A 26,057-nucleotide genomic window follows, 5' to 3' on the forward strand; every position below is an offset into this window, starting at 1 on the left:
AAAACCCCATGCGCGTTGCGCTGTATCAATGCCCGCCATTGCCGCTGGATGTCAGCGGCAACCTGACTCGCCTGGAACAGCAGGCTCAGGCCGCCGCCGAGCAAGGGGCACAGGTGCTGATTTGTCCGGAAATGTTCCTCAGCGGCTACAACATCGGCGCTCAGGCTGTTGGTGAGCTGGCGCAGGCGCAGGACGGTCCGGCAGCGACGCGCATTGCCGCCATCGCACAGGCCAGCGGCATTGCGATCCTCTACGGCTATCCGGAACGCGCTGCCGATCGGCAGATCTACAACGCTGTGCAGTTGATCGACAGCCAGGGCACACGCCTGTGCAACTACCGCAAGACGCATCTGTTCAGCGATCTGGACAAGTCGATGTTCGCCGCAGGCGACGATCATTACCCGGTGGTCGAATTGAATGGCTGGCGCTTGGGCCTGCTGATTTGCTACGACGTGGAATTCCCTGAAAACACCCGTCGGCTGGCCCTGGCAGGGGCCGAGTTGATTCTGGTCCCCACCGCAAACATGCTGCCTTACGATTTCGTCTGCGACGTGACGGTTCGGGCGCGGGCCTTCGAGAATCACTGCTACGTGGTGTATGCCAACTACTGCGGCAGCGAGGGCGCGATTCGTTACTGCGGGCTCAGCAGCCTCTGCGCGCCGGATGGCAGCCGCCCATTGCTGGCAGGTCAGGACGAAGCGCTGCTGGTCGGCACGCTGGACAAGTCACTGCTGGCCCAGGCCAGAACCGCGAACGACTACTTCATGGATCGCCGCCCGGCGCTTTATACGTCGCTGACTTGATCAGATTAGCCGGATGGATAATTCCCACGCAGGAGCGTGCGGAATAATCCTATAACTATCGTGCCCACGCTCCGCGACCATCGTCATACACAAGCCCGCTTTTGATTCTGGCCGGAGCCCGTAGCGAACTTGTTCGCGAAGACGCTCGCTCAGGCGATAGATTTTTGGAAACCTTAACGGCACCTTCGCGGACAAGTCCGCTCCTACGCCCGTTGGGCAGAATCAAAACGGCCTCCTGCCCGAGGGGCGTAGGAGATTCTATGGTTTTGGGAAAGCCCTCAAGCCACTTTTGTTTGATATTCGCTCTGGTTCTTTAACAGAGCGAAGACTACTCGAGCCAACTTTCGGGAGAGCATGACCAGCGCTTGAGTTGTACTAAAGCCACGCTTTCTCTGCTCTTCATAAAAAGGCTTCCAGGCCGGCGTACGGCTCCCGGACATAGCCGCGTTGTGCAGCAACCGTCGGGCTTCTGGATCGCCGCGTTTGGTCAATCGACGAGGTCCATCACTTTGCCCTGATTTGGATACTCTCAGGTCCAGCCCAAGAAACGCGATAAAGGCGTTCGCTCCGCTGAACTCGCCTCGCTGAAAAGAAGTGACCAAACGAGCTGCAGTCAGAAAGCCGATCCCCTCTACTTTCATACAGCGGTTGACCTGCCTCATCAGCCCGGCTTCCTGCAGTACATCGCGAATCTTCTTTTCAACGAGCGCCTCAAATCGTTTCATCGAGTTGACCTGATTGGCGAACGCTGTTCTCAGAAAAGGCTCGTTGGTCCAGCTTTGTACCAGGCCAGTACGAGCCTGAACCAAGGCTGCACGACGTCGGAACAGGCTCAGAAGCTGCCGATAAAGCGGGCTCGCAGGTATCCAGGGCCGCAACTCATCAAGCTCGTTTTTCAGGTATCGGGCCAACAAACGAGCATCTTGGGCATCGGTTTTGGCGCGTATGTTGACGCCTTTACGGTAATGACTGAGCTGATAGCCATCCACCATATAAATGTCACAGCCTGCTTCGTGGGCCGCATCCGCGAACAGGACGTGATAGACGTTAGTGGCTTCGATGGCGATGGCGCAGCTGCTCGCCAAGGCCTTCAGCCATTGGGTGATGGCGACTTTGGTATTGGGGATTGCCTCAAGTCGATCATATTGATCGTGGTAGATCACCAGCTCATTCTTGGCGACATCTACACCGATGATCGGTTTTTGCAGAGTAACCCGCATTGCCATAACGCCTCCTCGGGGATAAGGTTTACAGACTTGAAGGGGCCACCCAGAGGCGCAGGCTTGTTTCTATCGTAGGTTGTGAGCCTTAAGCATTCTTTATCGGCGCTTGGGTGAAAGGAGGAGGGGTGAAATCTCCTACGGGTCTGTACTGCGCGAACAGTCAGAAGCGAACTAAGTCCCTCCTCCTCCCTTCAAGTCTTACCATACAAGCGAACTTGTTCGCGAAGACGCTCGCTCAAGCGATGCATGTTCGGAAAGCTTAACGGCCCCTTCGCGGACAAGTCCGCTCCTACGCCCGTTGGGCAGAATCAAAAACGGCCTCCTGCCCGAGGGGTAGGAGCGAACTTGTTCGCGAAGACGGTCGTTCAGGCGATGCATGTTCGAAGGCTTGGCGGCCCCTTCGCGGACAAGTCCGCTCCCTACGCCCGTTGGGCAGAATCAAAAACGGCCTCCTGCCCGAGGGGTAGGAGCGAACGTGTTCGCGAAGACGGTCGTTCAGGCGATGCATGTTCGGAAGGCTTGGCGGCCCCTTCGCGGACAAGTCCGCTCCTACGCCCGTTGGGCAGAATCAAAAACAGCCTTCTGCCTGAGGGGTAGGAGCGAACGTGTTCGCGAAGACGGTCGTTCAGGCGATGCATTTTCGGAAAGCTTGACGGCCCCTTCGCGGACAAGTCCGCTCCTACGCCCGTTGGGCAGAATCAAAACGGCCTCCTGCCCGAGGGGTAGGAGCGAACTTGTTCGCGAAGACGGTCTTTCAAGCGATGCATTGTCGGGAAGCTTAACGGCCCCTTCGCGGACAAGTCCGCTCCTACGCCCGTTGGGCAGAATCAAAAACAGCCTTCTGCCTGAGGGGTAGGAGCGAACTTGTTCGCGAAGACGGTCTTTCAAGCGATGCATTTTCGGAAAGCCTGGCGGCCCCTTTGCGTCCTCTATTTCGCAGCTTTGAGCAGCAGGCTCGCGATCAGGTCAGCTAATCCGCTAGCATGACGCTTCGCCTCGCACAGCTTTCCGGACGCCCCTCATGCCTGCCGCACACGCCACTGACACTCAACGCCTCACGCTGGCCAACGGTCTGAATGTGGTGCTGTGTCACGAGCCACGGCTCAAGCGCTGTGCGGCCTCGTTGCGTGTGGCAGCGGGCAGTCACGACGCGCCTCGGGCTTGGCCTGGGCTGGCGCATTTTCTGGAGCATCTGTTTTTCCTCGGCACCGAACGCTTCCCGGCCGGGGATAACCTGATGACCTTCGTGCAGCTTCATGGCGGGCAGGTCAATGCCAGCACCCGCGAGCGCACCACTGACTTCTTCTTCGAACTGCCGCAAGCCGACTTCGCCCAAGGGCTGGAGCGCCTGTGCGACATGCTTGCCAAGCCGCGCATGGACATCGCAGATCAATTGCGCGAACGCGAAGTGCTGCACGCCGAATTCATCGCCTGGCTCGGCGATAGCGCATCCCGCGATCAGGCGCGCCTGCTGACAGCGATCAACCCACAGCATCCGTTGCGTGGCTTTCACGCCGGCAATCGCTACAGCCTGCCAGTGCCCAACCCGGCTTTTCAGCAAGCGTTGAAAGACTTTTATCGAGGCTTCTATCAAGCCGGACAGATGACCCTGTGCCTGACTGGCCCGCTGCCAATGGCTGAATTACAGGCGCTGGCGACAAACCACGGCGCAGTTTTCGCCAGCGGGGTGAAGCTCAAACAGCGCCCGCCTCCAGCATTGATGGCCGGCGCTCGACAGGCTGGCGAGCGAAACCATCTGCTGTTTGCTGTTGAGGACTTGCCGGACAAGGCTGACGAAGCGGTGGCCTTCTTCTGTCACTGGCTCAATGCAGCGCAGCCTGGCGGATTGGTTGCCGAGCTGATCCGCAGGGGCCTTTGCACCTCGCTGCACGCCGCACCGCTTTACCAGTTCGGCGGGCAGCTTTTGCTGGATATAGAGTTTACGGGCGACCCGGCGAACGCGACCGCTATCAGCAGCCTGCTTTTCAGCTGGCTCGGCTTTTTCAAGGCTCACTGGCCAACGCGAATCGAGGAATACCACCGTCTCGAACAACGCCGTCTGCAGATGTGCGGAGCACTGGCTCTGGCAAACCATCACTGTCGCGAAACGCCCGCGCAGTGGAGCGAGCAAGGCCAAAAAGCCTTAAGCGTATTACTGTCGAAACTCACCGCTGATGTGGAGAACCTCGATCCAGAGCCGCTCACTTGGCGCCTGCCAGCGCCGAATCCGTTTCTTGACAGGGCAGCGGACGACCCCGCTGAAGCCGCGCTGTACCTGCGCTGGCAACTGCCGTCCCCGCAGCCCGCTTTTTGGCGGATACTCGATGCGGCGCTCAAACCACTGGCCGAAGACGCACGTCAGGCCGGGGTCACCCTGACCTTCACTGCGTACGGCCCTTATTGGCAGCTTCAATTGAACGGCTTGCGCGAACCGATGGTGGCGGTCCTGCAACAAAGCCTGCAGCGCTTGCAGCACCCCGATGCACACACGCTGGAACACGACGAGCCGGTATTGATCCCGATTCGTCAGTTGCTCAAGCAGCTTGCCGATCACTACCTGCGCAGTGACCCGGAGGTGGCCATAAGCGACCTGCCAGACGTATGGGCGGCTTCGCGCTGGATCAGTTTAACCAGCGGTTTCGACCCGGCCCGCCAGTCAATGCTGGACGCGGTGTTGAATGCGGCACCCGGCGTTCGGCAAACCTCCCCGCCCGATCTGCCGACCATTCGCGCTGGCAAGCACTGGGCGACGCAAGCATCGTCCTCCTCGGAAGACGCCGTGCTGGTGTTCTGCCCCGCGCCCACGACTTCCATCGAAGATGAAGCCGCCTGGCGTCTGCTCGCGCACCTGGCCCAAGCGCCGTTCTATCAGCGGCTGCGGGTCGAACTGCAATTGGGCTACGCGGTGTTCAGTGGCCTCAGGCAGATCGACGGACGGACCGGTTTGCTGTTCGGCGTGCAATCACCCACCAGCAGTGCCCAACAGCTGTTTGCGCACATCGAGGCCTTTATCGGCAAATTGCCGCAACTGATTCGCGATGCAGATTTGCCTGAACAGGCAAGCGCCCTTGCAGCGCAGTTCGAGCCGTCGAGCCTGCCGCAGCAACAGCGTGCCGACCTTCAGTGGCAGGCTCAACTTGCCGGGCACCGGGGTGACCATGCGCAGACCTTGCAGGGGGCTCTGTCAAATCTGGATACACACTCGTTGCTGGCCTCTGCGGATCAGTTGATCAGCGCCAAAGGGGGCTGGCTGATCGTGGCCAATCGCCCTGCCAGCGCGGCCGTTCCGCAATCCTTACCTGAACAGTAACGGTCTTTTCTGCAGATTCCGAACCTGTCCAATTGTGAAATTGAGTAACATAGCTCCCTAAGCATCTGAACGTATGCCTCCAGCGATGCACTAAGATGTAGTCACCCAACGCTGCACTTATCCGAGGAGATTTTTATGTCGTGGACTAAACCTGCTTACACTGATCTGCGTATCGGTTTTGAAGTCACCATGTACTTCGCAAGCCGTTGATTTCAGTGCGCTGTGAAGCCTCGGTTCGCCGGGGCTTTTTTTATGGTTATGGCTGTTTTTTATTTCAGAGCGTGTCCCGGGAGCTGTCATGTACATCCAGATTCTAGGTTCTGCTGCTGGCGGTGGATTCCCCCAGTGGAACTGCAACTGCGTCAATTGCGCAGGTTTTCGCGACGGCAGCCTGCGTGCCCATGCGCGGACCCAGTCGTCCATTGCGCTGTCCGACGACGGTATCAACTGGGTGCTGTGCAACGCTTCACCAGATATTCGCGCGCAATTGCAGGGCTTTGCGCCGATGCAGCCCGGGCGCGCATTGCGCGATACCGGCATCAGCGCGATCGTGTTGATGGACAGCCAGATCGACCACACCACCGGCCTGCTCAGCCTGCGTGAAGGCTGCCCGCATCAGGTGTGGTGTACCGACATGGTTCATGAGGACCTGAGCACCGGCTTCCCGCTGTTCGAAATGCTCAAGCACTGGAACGGCGGCCTGACCTGGAACCGCATCGAGTTGCAGGGCAGCTTCGTGATTCCGGCCTGCCCGAACCTGCGCTTTACGCCCTTCCCGCTGCGCAGCGCCGCCCCGCCCTACTCGCCACACCGTTTCGACCCGCACCCGGGCGACAACATCGGCCTGCTGGTCGAAGACACCCGCACTGGCGGCAAGCTGTTCTATGCCCCAGGCCTGGGCAAGGTCGATGAAGCACTGGCCGAGAAGATGCGTGACGCCGACTGCCTGCTGGTCGACGGCACCATGTGGGACGACGACGAAATGCAACGCCGTGGCGTGGGCACGCGTACCGGCCGGGAGATGGGCCATCTGGCACAGAACGGCCCCGGCGGCATGCTGGAAGTCCTCGAAGGCTTCCCCGAGCAGCGCAAGGTGCTTATCCACATCAATAACACCAACCCGATTCTCGACGAAGACTCCCCGGAACGTGCGGAGCTGGTTCGTCGCAACGTCGAAGTGGCCTTCGATGGCATGAGCATCGAGCTTTAGGAGCTGACATGAGCGACGCGACTGCGCTGTCCCCCGCCGAATTCGAACAGGCCTTGCGCGCCAAGGGTACCTATTACCACATCTATCACCCGTTCCATGTGGCGATGTACGAGGGCCGAGCGACCCGCGAGCAGATTCAGGGCTGGGTCGCCAACCGTTTCTACTATCAAGTGAACATTCCACTCAAGGACGCGGCGATTCTGGCCAACTGCCCGGATCGCGAGATCCGTCGCGAGTGGATTCAGCGCCTGCTCGATCATGACGGTGCGCCCGGCGAAGACGGCGGCATCGAAGCCTGGCTGCGCCTGGGCCAGGCCGTGGGACTGGACCCGGACCAGCTGCGCTCGCAGGAACTGGTGCTGCCAGGCGTGCGGTTTGCCGTCGACGCCTACGTGAACTTCGCCCGCCGCGCCAATTGGCAGGAAGCCGCCAGCAGCTCGCTGACCGAACTGTTCGCACCGCAGATCCACCAGTCGCGTCTGGACAGCTGGCCGCAGCACTACCCGTGGATCGATCCGGTCGGCTACGAATATTTCCGCACTCGCCTGGGTCAGGCCCGACGCGATGTAGAGCACGGCCTCGCCATCACGTTACAGCACTACACTACGTACGAAGGTCAGCAGCGTATGCTGGAAATCCTGCAGTTCAAACTCGATATCCTGTGGAGCATGCTCGATGCGATGTCCATGGCCTATGAGCTGAACCGCCCGCCGTATCACAGCGTCACAGACCAAAGGGTCTGGCATAAGGGGATTACGCTATGAAGCACGATCCGCAGTTCCGAGCGTTGACACCCAAATGGCATCAGGGCTATCGCTTCCAGTACGAGCCTGCGCAAAAGGCTCATGTGGTGCTTTACCCTGAGGGCATGATCAAACTCAATGACAGCGCGGCCCTGATTGGCGGGTTGATCGATGGCAAGCGCAGCATCGCCGCCATCATTCACGAGCTTCATCAGCAGTTCCCCAATGTTCCCGAACTGGGCATGGACGTCGACGAGTTCATGGAAGGCGCCAAAAAGAAAAACTGGATCGATCTTGTCTGACATAGCACCCGTCACTAACACCCCGTACATACCGCCCACTCCCGAGGTCGGCCTGCCACTGTGGCTGCTCGCCGAGCTGACCTATCGCTGCCCGCTGCAGTGCCCGTATTGCTCAAACCCCCTGGATTTTGCCAAACAGGGCCAGGAGCTGAGCACCGAGCAGTGGTTCAAGGTCATGCAGGAAGCGCGGGAAATGGGTGCGGCGCAGATCGGCTTTTCCGGCGGCGAGCCGCTGGTACGCCAGGACCTCGCCGAACTGATCGCCGAGGCGCGGCGTCTGGGCTTCTACACCAACCTGATCACCTCGGGCATCGGCCTTACCGAAGAGAAGATCATCGCCTTCAAGGAAGCAGGCCTGGACCACATCCAGATCAGCTTTCAGGCCAGCGACGAGCAGGTCAACAACATGCTCGCCGGCTCGAAAAAAGCCTTCGCGCAGAAGCTGGAGATGGCCAAGGCGGTTAAAAAGCACGGCTACCCGATGGTGCTGAACTTCGTCACCCACCGGCACAACATTGATCGCATCGACAAGATCATCGAGCTGTGTCTCGCGCTGGAAGCGGACTTCGTCGAACTGGCGACCTGTCAGTTCTATGGCTGGGCGCACCTGAATCGCCTCGGCCTGCTGCCGACCAAAGATCAACTGGTCCGCGCCGAAGCCGTCACCAACGAATACCGCGTCCGGCTAGAGGCAGAGAATCATCCATGCAAACTGATTTTCGTCACTCCTGATTATTACGAAGAGCGTCCCAAAGCCTGTATGAACGGCTGGGGCAATATCTTCCTGACCGTGACACCGGATGGCACGGCGCTGCCCTGCCACGGGGCGCGGCAGATGCCGATCCAGTTCCCCAATGTGCGCGATCACAGCATGCAGCACATCTGGTATGACTCGTTCGGCTTCAATCGCTTTCGCGGTTACGACTGGATGCCCGAGCCGTGCCGTTCGTGTGACGAGAAGGAAAAGGACTTCGGCGGCTGTCGCTGCCAGGCCTTCATGCTGACCGGCGACGCCGCCAATGCCGACCCGGTGTGCAGCAAATCCTATCACCACGGGATCATCACTCAGGCTCGTGACGAGTCCGAAACCGCTACTCAAACCATTGAAGAGCTGGCCTTTCGCAATGACCGAAACTCACGACTCATCGCAAAATCCTCCTGAACGCCTGAGCGCCGCCCAAGCGGTCGCGGCAGGCGTTGACTTCGCCGAACTGGATGTCAGCTCGGCGGGCCTGTTCTGGAACGAATACCGCCCCGAAGACGGCGCCAGCCGCATCTGGCACTGGTACGCCAACAGCAAGCGCTGCCTGACGCCACAAGGCTTCAGCGTACGCAGCCGGGTGTATGAGTATGGCGGTGGTTCGTTCTGCCTCGCCGACGACGCCGTCGTGTTCGTCAATGAGCGCGACCAGCAACTGTATCGACAGGCACTGGACGCCAGCGAGCCGGTGGCGCTGACCGAGGGCGACAAGCGCTACGGCGGCGTGTTCTTCAGCGGCGGCCAGATTCTGGCCGTTGAAGAGGACCGCAACACGCATCGACTGGTGGCTATCGGGCTGGCTGACGGCAAGCGCCAGTTGCTGGCCGAAGGCGCTGATTTCTACTCATCGCCGATTGTCAGTGCCGACGGCGGACGCTTGGCCTGGATCGAATGGCAGCGCCCGCATCAGCCGTGGACCAGCACTCGCTTGATGTGTGCGACGAAACAGGACAACGGCAGTTGGGCCACTGCGCAGTGCATCGCAGGTGACGGTGCGCAAGAGTCTCTGCAACAACCGCGCTTCGATGCCCATGGGCGTCTGTATTGCCTGACTGATCGTGCAGGTTACTGGCAGCCGTGGGGCGAATCGCCTTCCGGGTTTGCGCCACTTCCCGCCCGTCCGGCGGATCATGCGTCAGCGCCTTGGCAAATGGGCAGCTGCACCTGGCTGCCGATCAACGATGGTTACCTGGCGAGCTGGTTTGCAGACGGTTCAAGTGTTCTGGGGCTGTGCCAGGCCGACGGCAGCGTCGAGGATTTCAGCGCAGGCTACAGTCGCTTTCGCAGCCTCGCCATTGATGAAGAGTTCGTCTATTGCATTGCGGCCTCGGCCATACGCACCTCTGCGGTACTGGCCATTTCTCGCCACGACGCCAGTGTTCACGTACTTGCCGGAGGCGGGTCGCCGCTGCCGGCCGACCAGATCAGCCGTCCTCAGACGTTGCGTTACCCCAGTGGCGGGGCCGAGGCTTATGGCTACTTCTATCCGGCCATGACCGGCGCAGAAAAACCGCCGCTGGTGGTGTTCATCCATGGTGGCCCGACATCTGCCTGCTACCCGGTGCTGGACCCGCGCATTCAGTACTGGACACACCGAGGCTTCGCCGTCGCAGACCTCAATTATCGCGGCAGCAGCGGCTACGGTCGCGTGTACCGGCAAGGCCTGCACCTCACCTGGGGCGTGGCGGATGTCGAAGACGCCTGTGCAGTCGTGAAACATCTGGCCGAGCGCGGCCTGATTGACGAACGACAGGCTTTTATTCGCGGCGGCAGTGCAGGTGGCTACACCACGCTCTGCGCGCTGGCCTTCCACGACGTATTCCGCGCAGGTGCCAGTCTGTACGGGGTCAGCGACCCGGTGGCACTGGCCAGGGCGACCCATAAGTTCGAGGGTGATTATCTGGACTGGTTGATCGGCGATCCCGACAAGGACATAGAGCGCTATCAGGCTCGTACGCCCCTGCTGCACGCCGACAGCATCAGCGTGCCGGTCATTTTCTTTCAGGGCGAACTGGATGCCGTGGTGGTTCCGGAACAGACCCGGTCCATGCTCAAGGCCTTGCAGGACAACGGTATCAAGACCGAAGCGCACTTCTATGCGGACGAGCATCATGGGTTCCGCAAGGCAAATAACCTGGCAGATGCGCTGGAGAAGGAATGGCGTTTCTATAGGGATGTGCTGGATGCCTGATCAGGCCGTGTGATCGTTCCCGCATCAGGGAACGATCAGCGAGTGCGACGAGGTATTACTTACGCGAAACGATGATGTAGATCGCGTGGATGATGCCCGGGATATAACCCAGCAGGGTCAGCAGGATATTCAGCCAAAAAGCGCCAGCAAAGCCTACTTGCATGAACACGCCTACCGGAGGCAGCAGAATGGCGAAAATGATACGAATGATGTCCATGAAAAGCTCCTGATTGATTGGCTCTGATTGGCCATACAGCTAATCGACCCTGGCCGGCGGTGAGGGTTCAACCGGCTCTGGCACCGCGCCATTATTCTTTAGCGGGAGGGGCTCAGGACAAGCGTTGCAATGCGGACACAGCAGCGTGTGCTGCGAGCGGAAAGAAAACAGAATCGTCAAAACGCAAACAAAGAAAACCCCGCCGAAGCGGGGCTTTCCAGACTGTTTCCCTGATTTCCCTTTCACCCCGCCATCCTGGCAGGCTTCCCTACGTGTCCCTGTTATGTCTTGTTGCGCTTCCTGCGCTACGTCCATGAGCAAAGATTAACTTTGGATCCCTTTCTTGGGAAGAGGCCAATTGGCGTCACGTAGTGTAAGCAAATGCTTACAAGACTTTTCCGGGTCAGAATTGTGACGCCTTCAACAGGTACAGCGACTCGCTGCCCGCGCGCACCGAGGCATCCAGCGAGTGAATACGCGGCAGCAGACGTGCGAAGTAGAAGCGTGCGGTCCCCAGTTTGCTTGCGTAGAACTCCTCCTGCTGCTCTTTACCCAGTGCTGCCTTGGCCATCATGGCCCACATGTAGGCATACGCCGTGTAACCGAACAGATGCAGATATTCCACAGAGGCTGCGCCAATTTCATTGGGGTTGTTGCGCGAGCGATCCAGCACCCAGCCGGTCAGTTCATCGAGCATGTTCAAGGCTTTGCTCAGCGGCTGAGTGAACTCGCTGAGCGCGTTGCTTGAGCCGTTGATGAACTGGCGGACTTCATCGGAGAACAACTGATAGAGCGCGCCATTCGAACCGACGATCTTGCGCCCGACCAAGTCCAGCGCCTGAATGCCGTTGGTGCCTTCGTAGATCTGCGTGATACGCACGTCACGCACCAGTTGTTCCTGGCCCCACTCGCGGATGTAGCCATGGCCGCCGAATACCTGCTGGCCATGGATGGTGGTTTCCAGACCGATATCACTCAGGAACGCCTTGGAGACCGGTGTCAGCAGCGCGGCCAGATCATCGGCACGCTTGCGCGCGGTATCGTCTTCGCTGAACTTGGCAATATCCAGTTGCAGAGCGACATAGCTGGAAAAGGCCCGGCCGCCTTCGTTGAAGGCTTTCATGGTCAACAGCATGCGACGCACGTCAGGGTGGACGATGATCGGGTCAGCGGCTTTGTCCTTGTTCTGCGCACCGGTCGGGGCACGGCTCTGCAGACGGTCCTGCGCATACTCAACGGCGGCCTGATAAGAACGCACGCCAGACGCAAGCCCTTGGATACCCACGCCGAGGCGCTCGTAGTTCATCATCGTGAACATCGCCGCCAGGCCCTTGTTCGGCTCACCGATCAGGTAACCGGTGGCGGCATCGAAGTTCATCACGCACGTCGCCGACGCCTGGATGCCCATCTTGTGCTCGATCGAGCCACAACTGACGGTGTTGCGCTCGCCGATGCTGCCGTCGTCGCCAACCATGAACTTGGGCACCAGAAACAACGAGATGCCTTTCGGGCCGGGCGGTGCATCCGGTAACTTGGCCAGCACCAGATGGATGATGTTTTCGGTCAGGTCGTGTTCGCCACCGGTGATGAAAATCTTGCTGCCGGTGATCTGGTAAGCGCCGTCCGCCTGGGGTTCGGCGCGGGTGCGAATGATGCCCAGATCCGTACCGGCGTGAGCCTCGGTCAGGCACATCGACCCGGCCCAGACGCCTGAATACATATTGGGCAGAAATTTGGTCTTGAGCGCTTCGGTCGCGTGGGTGTCTATCGACACGCAGGCGCCGGAGGTGAGCATCGCGTACAGACCGAACGCCAGGCTGGCAGAGTTGAGCATCTCTTCGACCTGAGCCGACACCACCTTGGGCATGCCCATGCCGCCAAATTCGGGGTTACCGCCCACACCGACCCAGCCGCCTTCGGCGTAGATCTTATAGGCCTCGGGAAAACCTGCAGGTGTGGTGACGACGGTGTCCTTCCAGTGGCAGCCCTCCTCGTCACCGTTGCGGCTCAGCGGCGCAATGGTCTTGCTGGTCACTTTACCGGCTTCTTCGAGAATGGCTTCGACCGTTTCAGCGTCGACGGTTTCGGCCAGCTCGGGCAGTTGAGCCCAGAGCTTGGACACCTCGAAGACTTCATTGAGGACGAAGCGCATATCGCGCAGTGGCGCTTTATAGTCAGCCATGGCAAACCTCGTGAACACGGATCGAAATGCTTTGGGAAGCCGATCGATACATCCAGCGACGCAGATCAGCAGTCGAGTTCCACGAGTCTAACCGAACAACATTTCAGAGACATAGGGTCGTGTCATGACTGAATAGTCATAACAGGTCACGGGAAGTGCCAGGGTTTGATCAGGTTGCGGCTTCAGTTGTGCGCACAGCGCCGCGTCGGTTCAACTGCCCGTAAGCCACCACACAATTGCGCCCGGCACCCTTGGCCGCATACAGCGCCTGGTCGGCGCTCTTGAGCACTTCTTCAGGCGTGCGATGCTCCGGCTGGCGTTCGGCAACGCCGATACTCACCGTCACCGACACGCTGCCAGCCTGCGCGCCACTGCGACGCTGCCGGCCTTGCTGATCGTCCTGGGGACGATCGTTCTTGTTGCGCAGCTGAATCTCGTAGCTGGCGATGGTCTCGCGGATGGCTTCCAGGTGCGGCATGCACTCATCGATACTCTTGGCAGCGAACACGATGGCGAACTCTTCACCACCGTAGCGATAGGCCTTGCCGCCACCATTGGTGATTTTCGACAGCTTGCTGGCCACCAGACGCAGCACCTGATCGCCCACATCGTGGCCGTGGGTATCGTTGAATTTCTTGAAGTGATCCACGTCACTCATCGCCAGCACATAGTTGCGACCCAGACGCTGCATGCGCTCATTGAGCGCCCGACGCCCAGGTAACCCGGTGAGCTCGTCACGGAAGGCCATCTGATAGGCCTCGTGAGCGACCGCAGCAGCAATCATCAGCATCACCTGACTGCAGAGGATGTTCAGCGTGAACGGCAGGATAAAGGTTTTCGGCAATGCCCAGAACAAACCCAGCAGGCCGACAATCTGCGCCGCATGCAGCGGTCGCGGTTTTTCCAGGTATTGCCAGATCAGCACCGCGAAGGACACCAGAAACATCGCATAAGAAAGTTGAATCAGGCTCATCCATGCGCCATGCAGGGCAGGCCAGCGGATGTCCGCCAGCCAGACTTGCAGCTCGACCGGATAACTTTGCTCCAGTCCCACCGCCACGCCTCCCAGCGCTACAAGCACCGCGAGCCGCGCGACCATGTCCTGGAACAGATGGGTTCGTTCCTCCCATGCCGCATACAGCCCGAACAGCACCGGCAGCAGCAGGCAGACCAAGTGAAAGATCACCGCCGCATCTTCGCGGACCTTGCCATGGTCACGGTAGTAATCGGTCTGAGTGTCTAGCAGGTAGTAGGCGATATACACCGTGAGCATCAGAAACAGCTCGCGCTGACGTCGATAAACAAAGCAGTACGCCCCGCCCAACAGCAGAACCAGGGTCGGAAGCACATTGAACAACGAAGTGAAGAAGACGTTCAGGTCTTTTACGTACGCAGCCGCGAGCCCCGCCACCAGCAAACCCAGTGAAGGCAGAAAATGACTCAAGCGTGCAGCTGATGGACGCAACAAAAGGGGTTATCTCCTACCCGGCATCTGGATGACTGGCTGGGCTGATGGCATTGTGCCCCTCCCCAGCAAACAATGCATCGGCAGGATCAACAAACAACTTAATTTCTGTAACGGCAGGAAGTGGGAAATGTTTATTGCGGGCGTCTAGCGCCCATGCGTTGGCATGCATTGGGTAACGCTCCGCGTCGTGCTGCAACGTCATGCTTTGCCTGTCATCACTGCACCTAAAAGCGCTTTTTTATCGCGATGTTACTGACGACGCAAATTGCGACGTAAGTGACGGCTGAGTCCTGGCGCTGATCCGGGGGTAGCCTGGCAGGACGCCAGGCTAGCCGCACCGGGCCATGGAGGGCCCGTTGCGGCGACCCCCGGATCAGTGACAGGGCGAAGGAACCCGACGAAGTCGGGCCGGAAACGGAGCTGCGGGCTTTGCCTACTTTGTCCCCATCAAAGTAGGTCGCCGAGGGGCGAAAAGGAAGCTCAAGCCAGAAACAAACATCACTGACATCGCAGAACCGCCGTATGACGCAGAGCGTCACGAACTGCATTCCCACGCGTGCGTGAGGAACGAGAGGTGTCCTGGAGAACATCGTGACTATGCGCGGGGCCTGAGCGCCTTCTCAGGTCTCGCCGGGAATTCGAATACAGCCATGCGCTAAAACGCACCCATAAAAAAACCGCCTGATCAGCGATCAGGCGGTTTTCATGACGCCAGCGAAGCTTAGTAAGCCAGGCCGAAGTCTTCTTCTTTCATGTCCATCAGGTTGGCAGCACCCGACAGAATGGCCGCCACGTGGGTACGAGTACGCGGCAGGATGCGCTGGAAGTAAAAACGCGCGGTCTGGATCTTGGCGCGATAGAACGCCTCGTCCGACGCACCGGCCGCCAGCTTCTCGGCCGCAACACGCGCCATGTCGGCCCAGAAATACGCCAGGCAGGCATAGCCGGAGAACATGATGTAATCCACCGATGCAGCACCCACTTCTTCGCGATCCTTCATCGCCGCCATGCCCACTTTCAAGGTCAGGTCGCCCCACTCCTTGTTCAGCGCAGCCAGTGGCGTCACAAACTCCTGCACAACTTCGTTGCCTTCGTTGCTCTGGCAGAACTTGTGAACGATCTTGGTGAAGCCCTTGAGCGCTTCGCCCTGGGTCATCAGCACCTTGCGGCCCAGCAGGTCGAGCGCCTGGATACCGGTAGTGCCTTCGTACAGCATCGAAATCCGGCTGTCGCGAACGTTCTGCTCCATGCCCCACTCGGCAATGAAGCCGTGGCCGCCGTAAACCTGCACGCCGTGGTTGGCAGCTTCGAAGCCCACCTCCGTCATGAACGCCTTGGCGATCGGGGTCATGAACGCCAGCAATGCGTCAGCGGCTTTCTTTTGCTCCGGGTCTTCGCTGTACTTGACGATGTCGACCTGTTTGGCCGTGAAGTACACCATGGCACGTGTGCCTTCGGCGAACGCCTTCATGGTCAGCAGCATGCGACGCACATCAGGGTGAACGATGATCGGGTCAGCGGCTTTTTCCGGTGCCTTGGGACCGGTCAGCGAACGCATTTGCAGACGGTCACGGGCATATTGCAGACCACCCTGAAAGGCGACTTCGGCGTGCGCCAGACCTTGCAGTGCCGTGCCCAGACGCGCGGTGTTCATGAACGTGAACATGCAGTTCAGGCCCTTGTTGGCCGGGCCGATCAGGTAGCCGGTAGCGCCGTCGAAGTTCATCACACAGGTGGCATTGCCGTGAATGCCCATCTTGTGCTCGATGGAGCCACAATTCACCGCGTTACGCTCACCGATGCCGCCATCGGCAGCCGAGAGGAACTTGGGCACGATGAACAGCGAAATGCCTTTGGTGCCAGCCGGTGCGTCCGGCAGGCGGGCCAGCACGATGTGGACGATGTTATCGGCCATGTCGTGTTCGCCAGCAGAAATGAAGATCTTGGTGCCGGTAACCTTATAGGTCCCGTCAGCCTGAGGCTCTGCGCGGGTACGCAGCATGCCCAGGTCGGTGCCGCAATGCGACTCGGTCAGGCACATGGTGCCGGTCCATTCGCCGGATACCAGCTTGGTCAGGTACGCGTCCTGCTGCTCGGGCGTGCCGTGCTCGGAGATCGTGTTCATCGCGCCATGCGACAGGCCCGGGTACATGCCCCACGACCAGTTGGCTTCGCCGATCATCTCGCTGACCGCCAGGCCCAGCGACTCGGGCAGCCCCTGACCGCCGTGCGCGACGTCATGCGCCAGACTCGGCCAGCCGCCTTCGACGAACTGTTTGTAAGCCTGTTTGAAGCCGGTCGGCGTCTTCACGCCCGACTCGCTCCAGGTGCAACCCTCGGTATCGCCCACGCGGTTCAGTGGAGCCAGCACCTGCTCACAGAACTTGGCACCCTCTTCCAGAATGGCGTCGACCATGTCCGGAGTGGCGTCATGACAGGCTGGCAGACTCTGATAGTGCGCTTCATAGCCGAGCAGTTCATCACGAACAAAACGAATATCACGCAAGGGGGCCTTGTAGTCAGGCATAGCGATAACCTCTGCTGATGAATCCTGGAACGAATGACCGGGCGGTCGCTGGAGAGATACCCTCAAGCGCCAGACAATCTCGTATGCCTCGCGGTCAAACAGGTGTTTGAAACATACGTTTACGCCCAAACCTTGTCAATAGCGAAGCACGCACCATTCGTCCACGGCCCATGCATAAGCCACGCAGGCGTACGTCGTGCGGGGGCGAGAGAAGCGTAAGCAAAAGTCTAGTGGAGGGCGAAACCGGGTGCAGGTGAGATACAGGACAATGATGCGGAGAAATTCAGGAAGCAACGCCGTGCGCGGATGGCACGGCGGGATTTGACGCGAAAATCAGGCGTAGGTATCGATCAGCGTGCCGAGCATTTCATTGCTGGCTTTCTGCGCAGCCAGTCCGGCTGCAAACTGATCCTTTCCAGCCTCGAGTTCGACGATGTTGGACGGCAAGTCGGAACGCTGGCTGCGATCAACAGAGCGCAGGTTCTCGAGCTGAAAGTCAGAAGACTGGCTTCTGCCCGACACTTCGATATTGGAGCTGGCAATCTGGGTGGCCGCCTGATCCACACGACTTTGCCCGACCTGCATTGCGCTAAGGCCTGGGTAGAGGGTGTTGTTCATGGTGATTTGCATAAGCCGATCCTCAGTTCAAAAAACGAACACGCCCATTGAAGCAGCATTTGCCCGGAAATACTCGACAAACAGACTAATGGCACTAGGCCGCACGATAGACTGACTCTTGAAAATCCGAAACTGTCTTACCGGTCAGCGACATAGCGGCGCTGTCAGCTCAGTACCTTTAAATCGAGATACTGCGCCACATTTTCGGCACTTGCCTCGTTCAAGCGCGGCACCTGCCCAAGACAAGGTGCAGGCAGACGCTCCACCAGCGTGGCGAGGTTTTCTTCAAGCCGCGAGGTGTCGGCATCCACGATGTTGGCCACCCAGCCTGCCAGCCGTAAACCGTCACGGGCAATGGCTTCAGCAGTCAGCACCGCATGATTGATACAGCCCAGGCGCACGCCCACCACCAGAATCACCGGCAGATCCAGAGCAATGGCCAGATCGGACAGCGTGCTCTGTCCGGACAGCGGCACGCGCCAACCGCCCGCCCCTTCGATCAGGGTGAAGTCGGCCTGTCTGGCGAGCATATGCCGCATGGGGTGCAGCACCGAGTCGACCGTCAACGCGACGCCAGCTTCGCGTGCTGCCAGGTGCGGAGCGATGGCCGGCTCGAAGGCCAGCGGATTGACTTCAGCGTAATCCAGCTCGACAGAACACTCGGCCAGCAACGCCAGGGCATCCGGGTTGCGCAGCCCGTGTGGCGTGACAAAACAACCGGACGCAACGGGCTTGCCGGCCGCCGTGCTCAGGCCGGACGAACGGGCGGCATGCAGCAAACCGGCAGCCACCGTGGTCTTGCCAGCGTCGGTATCGGTTCCGGTGATGAAGTAGGCGGCAGTCATCTCAGCAGTCTTTCCTGTCAGTCCATCAGTTTTTTTCAAGCACCGCGTACAGCACTTGATAGGTGGCGGGCAGTCCGGCGTCCTGGCGGAAGCCTTCATAGGCCTTAACCATGCCCATGATCCGCTCGCGCCCGGTCAGGCCATTTGGCCGTCCGGGGTTGAGATTGTGCGCACCGAGCGCCTTCAACTCGTGCGTCAGGCTGCGCACATCCGGGTAATGCAGAACCTGCGGGCAAACATCGAGGCTGCGTACTTGCAAGCCGCTCGCCGCGCACAGCTGGCGATAGTCGTCCTCATGACGAAAACGGTTCACATGCACCCGGCCGTCCACAGCCTGCCAACTGTAGCGCAGCTCGTACAACGTACCGACACACAGGCTGGCAAAGGCGAATACGCCGCCTGGCTGCAATACGCGCTGAGCTTCACTGAGTACGGAGGCGAAATCGGCGCACCACTGCACCGCGAGGCTGGAGAAAATCAGCCCGCAGCTCTGGTCACGCAGCGGCAGGTGCTCGGCGTCACCCGCAATGAAGTGCTGTGCGCCACCCAAGGGTCGGGCATGACGCAACATGCCTTCGGCGATATCCAGTGCAATACCTTCGCTGCCAGTGAACGTCTGCGCCAGCGCCCGGCTGAAATAGCCGGTGCCGCTGCCCAGATCCAGCCAGCGGGACGGCTTGCATTGCGCAGGCAAACGCGCCAGCAGCTCATTACCGACGTTGCGCTGCAGTTCGGCAACGCTGTCATAGCTGTCTGCCGCGCGGGAAAACGATGCGGCGACCTGACGTTTGTCAGGCAAGGCAGAAGGTGGTTTGGGGATTGAAAGATCAGTCATCGTCCAGCTCGTGCAGAAAGGCGTGGATCGCGGCCGCCACCCCATGAGGGTTTTCCAGCAGGAATGCATGACTGGCCTGCTCGATCAAACCCACTTCGACATCCGGCAACAAGGCCAGCAGATCACCTGCGGCCTCGGCGGGCACGAAGGCATCCAGCCCGGCGAACAGGTGCAGTTGCGGGCCACGATAGGTTTGCAGCGCACTGCGGGTGTCGAGTTGCCGGAGTATTTTCAGGCCGTCGATCAACGCCGTTTTCGACAGGTGCGGTGCGCTGGCCTTGAGCAGCCGCGCCAGACCGCGCGGGTCCTCTGCGCCTTGCGTGCATAACAGGCTGAAGCGCTTGAGGGTCAGGTCCGGATCATCGGCACAGCCAGCCAGAAACGCCTCGAAATCCTGCGCGGGCATCGCATTCGGCCACGCCCCCTGGGTGACGAAGCAGGCGTTACTGGCCAGCGTCAGCAACCCGCAGCAACGGTCGCCGCGACGCGCTGCCAGTTCAGCCGCGAGCATGCCACCCAATGACCAGCCGCCCAGCCAGGCGTCGTCTGGCAGGTTGGTGTCCAGTTCGTCGAGCCAGTCTGGCAAATCGCAGCTGTCGATATCCGGCAATGGCTCGACTTCAACCCGCAGGTGCTCATCCAGCCCGCGCAACGCAGCGGCAAGCGGCTCCAGCGGCGAAACGCCAAGGCCCCAGCCTGGCAACAGAATCAGACGATCACGCATGAACAGGCTCCGAGGAGTGGCTGGCATCCAGCAGCGGGTAGCACTGCTCCAGAGCGTTCAATAATAGCTGCACGTCGGCTTCGCTGTGCGCGGCAGACAACGTCACACGAAGTCGCGCGCTGCCCGCAGGCACGGTGGGCGGGCGAATGGCGGTGACCAGCAGGCCGCGCTCGCGAAGCAATTGCGAGAGGCGCAAGGCGCGACCGGCATCACCGATCATGATCGGCTGGATCGGGGTAAAGCTGTCCATCAGTTGCAGCCCGATCTGCTCGGCACCGCGCCGAAACTGCTGGATCAGCCGGGTCAGATGCTCGCGACGCCAATGCTCGGTACGCAGCAGCTGCAGGCTTTTCAAGGTGGCGCAGGCCAGCGCGGGGGGCTGGCTGGTGGTGTAAATGTAAGGCCGGGCGAACTGGATCAGGGTTTCGATCAGTTCTTCACTGCCGGCCACGAACGCCCCGGAAGTGCCGAACGACTTGCCCAGGGTGCCGACCAGCACGGGCACGTCATCCATGCTCAGGCCAAAATGCTCGATGATACCGGCGCCGTTGGCACCCAAAGGGCCGAAGCCGTGGGCATCATCCACCATCAGCCAGGCCCCTTTGGCCCTCGTCGCCCGGGCCAGCGCGGGCAGATCGGCGATGTCGCCGTCCATGCTGAACACCCCGTCGGTCACCACCAGGGTATCGCCCACGGATTTTTCCAGGCGGGCTTCCAGGCTGCTCACATCGTTGTGCAGATAGCGCGAAAACCGTGCGCCGCTGAGCAGACCGGCATCCAGCAGCGAGGCGTGGTTGAGACGGTCTTCCAGCACCGTATCGCCCTGTCCGACCAACGCCGTCACCGCGCCGAGGTTGGCCATGTAGCCATTGGAGAACAACAGTGCGCGCGGACGGCCGGTCAGCTCGGCCAGCGCTTCTTCCAGTTCGTGGTGTGGCGCGCTGTGGCCGATCACCAGATGCGAAGCCCCGCCGCCCACGCCCCAGCGCTCGGCACCCGCCTGCCAGGCAGCGATCACCTCGGGATGATTGGCCAGCCCCATGTAATCGTTGTTGCAGAACGCCAGCAAAGGCTGGCCGTCGACGATGACCTGCGGCCCTTGCGGACTTTGCAGCAGCGGACGCTGACGATAGAGGTGGGCGGCGCGACGGGCATCGAGGCGCGTGCGGAGATCGAAAGACATGCAGGCCCCGGTCCGGAAAATGACAATTCAAAACGGGCCGGAACAGTCCGGCCCGTGCAACGAATCAGGCAGAGGCGGCGTCGTAGAACATCGAGCTGCTTTGCTGTTCGACCAGCGCCTGTTCGATAGCGGCCTGGTGCACTTCGTCGGCATGCCCTTCGCCCGCTTCGGGCTTGATGCCCAGACGCGAGAACAGCAGCATGTCCTTGTCGGCTTGCGGGTTGGCGGTGGTCAGCAGCTTGTCGCCGTAGAAAATCGAGTTGGCCCCGGCGAAAAACGCCAGTGCCTGCATTTGCTCGTTCATCGCTTCGCGACCGGCGGACAGGCGCACGTGGGATTTCGGCATGAGAATCCGTGCCACGGCGAGCATGCGAATGAAATCGAACGGGTCGACATCTTCGGCGTTTTCCAGCGGCGTGCCGGCGACCTTGACCAACATGTTGATCGGCACCGACTCCGGGTGCTCTGGCAGGTTGGCCAGTTGAATCAGCAGACCTGCGCGGTCATCGAGGGACTCGCCCATGCCCAGAATGCCACCGGAGCAGATCTTCATCCCCGCATCGCGCACGTACGCCAGGGTTTGCAGGCGTTCGGCGTAGGTACGGGTGGTGATGATGCTGCCGTAGAACTCCGGCGAGGTGTCGAGGTTATGGTTGTAGTAATCCAGCCCGGCAGTGGCCAGCGCTTCGGTCTGTTCCTGATCGAGGCGGCCCAGGGTCATGCAGGTTTCCATGCCCATGGCTTTCACGCCTTTGACCATCTCCAGCACGTAAGGCATATCCTTGGCGGAGGGGTGCTTCCAGGCTGCGCCCATGCAGAAGCGGGTCGAACCAATGGCCTTGGCACGCGCGGCTTCTTCAAGCACCTTCTGCACTTCCAGCAGTTTTTCTTTCTCAAGACCGGTGTTGTAGTGGCCGGACTGCGGACAGTACTTGCAGTCTTCCGGGCAGGCGCCAGTCTTGATCGACAGCAGCGTGGAGACTTGCACGCGGTTGGCGTCGAAATGAGCGCGGTGCACCGTTTGCGCCTGAAACAGCAGGTCATTGAATGGCTGTACGAACAGCGCCCTGACCTCGGCTAAAGTCCAGTCGTGACGCAAAGTGGCGGTGGTGCTGGCGCTCATCGGGCGGCTCCTTGGTGTTTCTGGGCAATGCGCGAGGGCGGGAAAGACCCCAGGCGCTACACGGATGTCGGGCATATTTAAGGAAGAGCCATGCGCTGTCAACCCAACTACCCGCACGAGGTTTACATCTGGTTAAAAAACAAACAATCTTGTTTGTTATGTGATGAACGCAGTGAGGTGCCCACGCCTATCTGCGTGCCGTGCGAAGCAGAGCTGCCGTGGCTGGGCAACGCCTGTGTGTGCTGTGCCCTGCCGTTACCCCGTTCAGGCATGAGCTGCGCGCAATGCTGCAAGCAACCGCCTGGCTTTACTCAGGTCATCGCGCCCTGGCTGTACGATTTCCCGGTCGACGGCTTGATCACCCGCTTCAAACATAACGGTAAATGGCCCATGGGACGACTGCTGGCGGAACTGTGCGCGCACTATCTGCAGCACCGTTTCGAGGAAGACCTGCCACGTCCCGACTGCCTCATTCCGGTGCCGCTGGCCATCAAACGCTTACGCCAGCGCGGCTACAACCAGGCGGCAATGCTGGCCGGCTGGCTGGGTAAACAGCTGCAACTCCCCGTCGACGAAGAGCACGTATTGCGCAGCCGGGAAACAACCGCACAACAGGGCCTGGACGCCAAAGCCCGCAAACGCAACCTGCGCGGCGCCTTCACTCTGATTGATCCCGATTGGGTACAAGGCAGGCATCTGGCGCTGGTCGATGACGTGCTCACCACGGGCTCGACAGCCGACGTCATTGCACGTCTATTGAGCAACGCCGGTGCGCGGCGGGTCGACGTGTATTGCCTGGCACGAACGCCAAAGCCGGGTGACTAATGGCCCCTGCGCGCCTGCTTTAATATCGCTCCCACGCTCCAGCGTGGTAATGCCTTTCGGGACGCTCCGCGTCCGGTTTTCGACGTCATGCACGTGAGCGATCATACTGCCCTCTCCCACTCGACCGCTCTGGATGACCATGTCCCTACCCACCTTGCTGACGCAACACATGGTCCGCCGCCCGCAACGCATTGCGCTGTTGCAGCATATTGCCGAACAGGGCTCGATCACCCGTGCGGCGAAAAGCGCAGGGCTGAGTTACAAAGCGGCCTGGGACGCCATCGACGAGCTGAACAATCTGGCGCAAAAACCGCTGGTAGAGCGCAGTGTCGGCGGGCGCGGCGGTGGCGGCGCGAAGTTGTCGGTCGAGGGCCAGCGAGTGCTGCGTCTCTATCAGCGCGTCCAGGCATTGCAGGCCCAGGTGCTGGAAGCCGCCGAAGACAGCAGCGATCTGGACTTGCTCAATCGCCTGACCCTGCGCACCAGCGCGCGCAACCAGCTGCTGGGGCGGATCGTCAGCATCACCCGTCAGGGGCACAACGATCAGGTTCGCCTGCAACTGGCTGACGAGGTGTTTATCGAAGCGCAGGTCACCCATGACAGCACCCTGCGTATGGAGCTGGAAAACGGCACGGAGGTGGTTGCACTGATCAAGGCCGGCTGGCTGGAACTGCATGCAGACAACAGCAAAGAAACAAATGGAAACAATTGCCTGATCGGCCGAATCGACAGCGTGACCGACGCTGAAGATGGCCCAAGCGAAGTACGCATCACACTGCCCGGCGGCCAGACGCTGTGCGCCCTGGCGACACCTGAGCACCTGCATGCACAGCAGCTGAAAACCGGCGCCACGGTGCAGGCAAGATTCGCAGCTTCACTGGTGTTGCTGGGTATACCGTTGTAAGCGCTGGCAGGTCATCACCGCGACACATTTTCGTCATATGCGCGCACTAAGGTGGCTGCCATATTCGAGGGAGCCGTGATGATGAAACTATTAGAAGAAAACCAAACCACCGATCTGGAAAACATGGTCGGCGCAGACAAGGTCGGCCTCACCCGCCGCGGTTTCATCAGCGCCGGTGCCCTGTGTGGCGCAGCGATGTTTCTGGGCGGCAACCTGCTCAGCCGCACCGTCCTGGCGGACAGCGTCAGCGCGGCGTCTGGCACATTGCTCGGCTTTCAGAGCATTCCTGCTGCCACCGCCGACAGCATCAACCTGCCGGCAGGTTACACATCCTCGGTACTGATCAGTTGGGGCCAGCCGTTGCAGGCCGGCGGCCCGGCATTCGACCCGATCGGCAAAGGCACCGCCAAGGCCCAGGAAGTGCAGTTCGGCGACAACAACGACGGCATGTGCCTGTTCCCGATGCCAGGTCACAAAGACCGCGCGCTGATGGCGATCAACAACGAGTACACCAATTACCGCTACCTCTTTGATCACGGCAAAGAGCCGCAATCGGCTGAAGAAGTGCAAAAGGCGCTGGCAGCCGAAGGCGTGTCGGTCATCGAAGTCCAGCAGAAAAACGGCAAATGGCAGTTCGTGCAGGACTCGCCATACAACCGTCGCGTGCACGGCAACACGCCGATCGACCTGAGTGGCCCGGCAGCCGGTCACGATTGGCTCAAGACCGAGGCCGACAAGACCGGCACGCATGCGCTCGGGACTTTCCAGAACTGCTCCAGCGGGCAAACACCGTGGGGCACGTACCTGACGTGCGAGGAGAACTTCACTGACTGCTTCGGCAGCAGCAATGCGGAGCAGAAATTCGATGCGGGCATGAAGCGCTATGGCGTTGTCGCCGCCAGCAAGGAGATCAACTGGCACCCGCACGACCCGCGCTTCGACGTGGCGAAGAACCCCAACGAGATCAACCGGCATGGCTGGGTGGTCGAGATCGATCCATTCGATCCCAAATCGACGCCGGTCAAGCGCACCGCGCTCGGCCGCTTCAAGCATGAGAATGCGGCGTTCACCCAAACCAAGGGCGGTCGCGCCGTGGTGTACATGGGCGACGACGAGCGTGGCGAATTCATCTACAAGTTCATCAGCCGTGACAAAATCGATCACCAGAACCCGAAAGCCAATCGCGACCTGCTCGATCATGGCACGCTGTACGTGGCGCAATTCGACGCTGGCGACAACAACCCCGACCATCCGAAAGGCAAAGGCCAGTGGGTTGAGCTGACCCACGGCAAGAACGGCCTGGATGCCGCTGCCGGTTTCAACAATCAGGCCGAAGTGTTGATTCATGCGCGCCTGGCGGCCAGCGTGGTCAAGGCCACGCGCATGGACCGCCCGGAATGGATCGTGGTCAGCCCCAAGGATGGCCAGGTGTATTGCACCCTGACCAACAACATCAAGCGCGGCGATGAAGGTCAGCCGGTTGGCGGGCCGAATCCTCGTGCCAAGAATCAGTACGGTCAGATCCTGCGCTGGCGTGAAGAAGGCAGTAACCCCTCGGCGATGGAGTTCGAATGGGACCTGTTCGTGGTCGCGGGTAACCCGACTGTGCATGCTGGCACCCCACAAGCCGGGTCGAGCAATATCAACGCGCAGAACATGTTCAACAGTCCGGACGGCCTGAGTTTCGATCAGGCCGGTCGCCTGTGGATTCAGACCGATGGCGATTCCAGCAACAAGGGCGACTTCGCTGGCATGGGCAACAACCAGATGCTCTGTGCCGACCCTGCCAGCGGCGAGATTCGTCGCTTCCTGGTCGGCCCGGTCGGTTGCGAAATCACCGGTATCAGCTTTGCGCCTGACTACCGGACGATGTTTATCGGCATCCAGCATCCTGGTGAGAACGGCGGCTCTACCTTCCCCGAGCATTTGCCCAACGGCAAACCGCGCTCATCGGTGATGGTCATCACCCGGGAAGATGGCGGCGTTATCGGCGCCTGATCGGCAATCAGGAAAAGGACGCAGATCGCTCATCGTTATATAAAGGTCTGCTATTGATTCTGGCCG

22 protein-coding genes are annotated in these 26,057 nt (G+C 60.2%); 11 read left to right on the top strand and 11 right to left on the bottom strand.

Features of this window, described 5'->3' with window-relative positions; all coding sequences use genetic code 11:
• Nucleotides 1-8: 8 nt before the first annotated feature.
• Nucleotides 9-803, top strand: coding sequence for a carbon-nitrogen hydrolase family protein (locus V476_RS08600; RefSeq protein WP_024960731.1), 795 nt, complete (start codon nt 9-11; stop codon nt 801-803).
• A 278-nt stretch (nt 804-1,081) separates the two neighbouring features.
• Here V476_RS08600 and V476_RS08605 read toward each other — a convergent pair whose 3' ends face one another.
• A complete protein-coding gene (locus V476_RS08605; protein ID WP_024961480.1) occupies nt 1,082-2,029 on the bottom strand; it encodes an IS110 family RNA-guided transposase in 948 nt (315 codons plus the stop codon).
• Nucleotides 2,030-3,047: 1,018 nt separating this feature from the next.
• Here V476_RS08605 and pqqF point away from each other — a divergent pair.
• From pqqF to V476_RS08635, 7 genes are all read left to right on the top strand, one after another.
• Nucleotides 3,048-5,336 carry a pyrroloquinoline quinone biosynthesis protein PqqF gene (gene pqqF, locus V476_RS08610; protein WP_024961474.1) on the top strand — a complete coding sequence of 763 codons (2,289 nt, stop codon included), beginning with the start codon at nt 3,048-3,050 and terminating at the stop codon, nt 5,334-5,336.
• Nucleotides 5,337-5,471: 135 nt separating this feature from the next.
• A complete protein-coding gene (pqqA, locus tag V476_RS26870) occupies nt 5,472-5,546 on the top strand; it encodes a pyrroloquinoline quinone precursor peptide PqqA (RefSeq protein WP_003422658.1) in 75 nt (24 codons plus the stop codon).
• A gap of 88 nt (nt 5,547-5,634) precedes the next feature.
• The gene (gene pqqB / locus V476_RS08615; RefSeq protein ID WP_003411817.1) at nt 5,635-6,546 is read left to right on the top strand and encodes a pyrroloquinoline quinone biosynthesis protein PqqB; all 912 of its coding nucleotides are present in this window, start codon (nt 5,635-5,637) and stop codon (nt 6,544-6,546) included.
• An 8-nt stretch (nt 6,547-6,554) separates the two neighbouring features.
• Complete coding sequence (gene pqqC / locus V476_RS08620; protein WP_024961473.1) at nt 6,555-7,310, top strand: pyrroloquinoline-quinone synthase PqqC; 756 nt, start codon at nt 6,555-6,557, stop codon at nt 7,308-7,310.
• On the top strand, nt 7,307-7,591 hold the full coding sequence (pqqD, locus tag V476_RS08625) for a pyrroloquinoline quinone biosynthesis peptide chaperone PqqD (RefSeq protein WP_024961472.1): 285 nt from the start codon (nt 7,307-7,309) through the stop codon (nt 7,589-7,591). The genes pqqC and pqqD overlap by 4 nt, the downstream gene beginning before the upstream one ends.
• Nucleotides 7,584-8,753 (top strand): pyrroloquinoline quinone biosynthesis protein PqqE, encoded by a 1,170-nt coding sequence (pqqE, locus tag V476_RS08630; RefSeq protein ID WP_024961471.1) that lies wholly within the window; start codon nt 7,584-7,586, stop codon nt 8,751-8,753. Before pqqD ends, pqqE begins: the two co-directional genes overlap by 8 nt.
• Complete coding sequence (locus tag V476_RS08635; protein WP_024961470.1) at nt 8,716-10,542, top strand: S9 family peptidase; 1,827 nt, start codon at nt 8,716-8,718, stop codon at nt 10,540-10,542. The genes pqqE and V476_RS08635 overlap by 38 nt, the downstream gene beginning before the upstream one ends.
• A gap of 55 nt (nt 10,543-10,597) precedes the next feature.
• Here the strand turns inward: V476_RS08635 and V476_RS08640 are convergent, their stop codons facing one another.
• The 10 genes from V476_RS08640 to bioB form a co-directional block, all read right to left on the bottom strand.
• Nucleotides 10,598-10,759 (bottom strand): YqaE/Pmp3 family membrane protein, encoded by a 162-nt coding sequence (locus V476_RS08640; protein ID WP_002555565.1) that lies wholly within the window; start codon nt 10,757-10,759, stop codon nt 10,598-10,600.
• Between the two features lie 403 nt (nt 10,760-11,162).
• A complete protein-coding gene (locus V476_RS08645) occupies nt 11,163-12,941 on the bottom strand; it encodes an acyl-CoA dehydrogenase C-terminal domain-containing protein (protein WP_003422649.1) in 1,779 nt (592 codons plus the stop codon).
• Between the two features lie 169 nt (nt 12,942-13,110).
• Nucleotides 13,111-14,409, bottom strand: a complete 1,299-nt coding sequence (locus V476_RS08650; RefSeq protein ID WP_003422647.1) for a GGDEF domain-containing protein — start codon at nt 14,407-14,409, stop codon at nt 13,111-13,113.
• A 721-nt stretch (nt 14,410-15,130) separates the two neighbouring features.
• Complete coding sequence (locus V476_RS08660; RefSeq protein WP_024961469.1) at nt 15,131-16,936, bottom strand: phenylacyl-CoA dehydrogenase; 1,806 nt, start codon at nt 16,934-16,936, stop codon at nt 15,131-15,133.
• A gap of 333 nt (nt 16,937-17,269) precedes the next feature.
• Complete coding sequence (locus V476_RS08665; RefSeq protein WP_003316196.1) at nt 17,270-17,566, bottom strand: hypothetical protein; 297 nt, start codon at nt 17,564-17,566, stop codon at nt 17,270-17,272.
• 152 nt (nt 17,567-17,718) lie between these two features.
• On the bottom strand, nt 17,719-18,399 hold the full coding sequence (bioD, locus tag V476_RS08670) for a dethiobiotin synthase (protein WP_024693541.1): 681 nt from the start codon (nt 18,397-18,399) through the stop codon (nt 17,719-17,721).
• Nucleotides 18,400-18,424: 25 nt separating this feature from the next.
• Nucleotides 18,425-19,234: a malonyl-ACP O-methyltransferase BioC gene (gene bioC, locus V476_RS08675; protein WP_024961468.1), complete on the bottom strand. Its 810-nt coding sequence runs from the start codon at nt 19,232-19,234 to the stop codon at nt 18,425-18,427.
• Nucleotides 19,227-19,958, bottom strand: coding sequence for an alpha/beta fold hydrolase (locus tag V476_RS08680; protein ID WP_024961467.1), 732 nt, complete (start codon nt 19,956-19,958; stop codon nt 19,227-19,229). Before V476_RS08680 ends, bioC begins: the two co-directional genes overlap by 8 nt.
• Nucleotides 19,951-21,141, bottom strand: coding sequence for an 8-amino-7-oxononanoate synthase (gene bioF, locus V476_RS08685; protein WP_024961466.1), 1,191 nt, complete (start codon nt 21,139-21,141; stop codon nt 19,951-19,953). The genes V476_RS08680 and bioF overlap by 8 nt, the downstream gene beginning before the upstream one ends.
• Before the next feature lie 64 nt (nt 21,142-21,205).
• A complete protein-coding gene (gene bioB, locus V476_RS08690) occupies nt 21,206-22,264 on the bottom strand; it encodes a biotin synthase BioB (RefSeq protein WP_003316190.1) in 1,059 nt (352 codons plus the stop codon).
• Nucleotides 22,265-22,354: 90 nt separating this feature from the next.
• Here bioB and V476_RS08695 point away from each other — a divergent pair, with 90 nt between their 5' ends.
• The 3 genes from V476_RS08695 to V476_RS08705 all read left to right on the top strand — a co-directional run bounded on the left by V476_RS08695 (nt 22,355) and on the right by V476_RS08705 (nt 25,991).
• Nucleotides 22,355-23,089, top strand: coding sequence for a ComFC family protein (locus tag V476_RS08695; RefSeq protein ID WP_016569167.1), 735 nt, complete (start codon nt 22,355-22,357; stop codon nt 23,087-23,089).
• A 139-nt stretch (nt 23,090-23,228) separates the two neighbouring features.
• Nucleotides 23,229-23,993 (top strand): TOBE domain-containing protein, encoded by a 765-nt coding sequence (locus V476_RS08700; RefSeq protein ID WP_024961465.1) that lies wholly within the window; start codon nt 23,229-23,231, stop codon nt 23,991-23,993.
• Nucleotides 23,994-24,074: 81 nt separating this feature from the next.
• Entirely contained in the window at nt 24,075-25,991 is a 1,917-nt protein-coding gene (locus V476_RS08705) for a PhoX family protein (protein ID WP_024961464.1), read from the top strand.
• Nucleotides 25,992-26,057 lie beyond the last annotated feature (66 nt).

Origin of the sequence: Pseudomonas syringae KCTC 12500 (assembly GCF_000507185.2) — a bacterium.
Taxonomy (GTDB): Bacteria; Pseudomonadota; Gammaproteobacteria; order Pseudomonadales; family Pseudomonadaceae; genus Aquipseudomonas; species Aquipseudomonas syringae.

Bases quoted from the DNA above. Each gene is read 5' to 3' on its own strand.
- pqqC (WP_024961473.1), top strand. From the start codon at position 6,555: ATGAGCGACGCGACTGCGCTGTCCCCCGCCGAATTCGAACAGGCCTTG.
- V476_RS08645 (WP_003422649.1), bottom strand. From the start codon at position 12,941: ATGGCTGACTATAAAGCGCCACTGCGCGATATGCGCTTCGTCCTCAAT.
- pqqB (WP_003411817.1), top strand. From the start codon at position 5,635: ATGTACATCCAGATTCTAGGTTCTGCTGCTGGCGGTGGATTCCCCCAG.
- V476_RS08660 (WP_024961469.1), bottom strand. From the start codon at position 16,936: ATGCCTGACTACAAGGCCCCCTTGCGTGATATTCGTTTTGTTCGTGAT.
- V476_RS08705 (WP_024961464.1), top strand. From the start codon at position 24,075: ATGAAACTATTAGAAGAAAACCAAACCACCGATCTGGAAAACATGGTC.
- V476_RS08665 (WP_003316196.1), bottom strand. From the start codon at position 17,566: ATGCAAATCACCATGAACAACACCCTCTACCCAGGCCTTAGCGCAATG.
- V476_RS08700 (WP_024961465.1), top strand. From the start codon at position 23,229: ATGTCCCTACCCACCTTGCTGACGCAACACATGGTCCGCCGCCCGCAA.
- pqqF (WP_024961474.1), top strand. From the start codon at position 3,048: ATGCCTGCCGCACACGCCACTGACACTCAACGCCTCACGCTGGCCAAC.
- bioD (WP_024693541.1), bottom strand. From the start codon at position 18,399: ATGACTGCCGCCTACTTCATCACCGGAACCGATACCGACGCTGGCAAG.
- V476_RS08680 (WP_024961467.1), bottom strand. From the start codon at position 19,958: ATGCGTGATCGTCTGATTCTGTTGCCAGGCTGGGGCCTTGGCGTTTCG.
- bioC (WP_024961468.1), bottom strand. From the start codon at position 19,234: ATGACTGATCTTTCAATCCCCAAACCACCTTCTGCCTTGCCTGACAAA.
- pqqD (WP_024961472.1), top strand. From the start codon at position 7,307: ATGAAGCACGATCCGCAGTTCCGAGCGTTGACACCCAAATGGCATCAG.
- V476_RS08695 (WP_016569167.1), top strand. From the start codon at position 22,355: ATGCGCTGTCAACCCAACTACCCGCACGAGGTTTACATCTGGTTAAAA.
- V476_RS08640 (WP_002555565.1), bottom strand. From the start codon at position 10,759: ATGGACATCATTCGTATCATTTTCGCCATTCTGCTGCCTCCGGTAGGC.
- bioF (WP_024961466.1), bottom strand. From the start codon at position 21,141: ATGTCTTTCGATCTCCGCACGCGCCTCGATGCCCGTCGCGCCGCCCAC.
- bioB (WP_003316190.1), bottom strand. From the start codon at position 22,264: ATGAGCGCCAGCACCACCGCCACTTTGCGTCACGACTGGACTTTAGCC.
- V476_RS08605 (WP_024961480.1), bottom strand. From the start codon at position 2,029: ATGGCAATGCGGGTTACTCTGCAAAAACCGATCATCGGTGTAGATGTC.
- V476_RS08600 (WP_024960731.1), top strand. From the start codon at position 9: ATGCGCGTTGCGCTGTATCAATGCCCGCCATTGCCGCTGGATGTCAGC.
- V476_RS08635 (WP_024961470.1), top strand. From the start codon at position 8,716: ATGACCGAAACTCACGACTCATCGCAAAATCCTCCTGAACGCCTGAGC.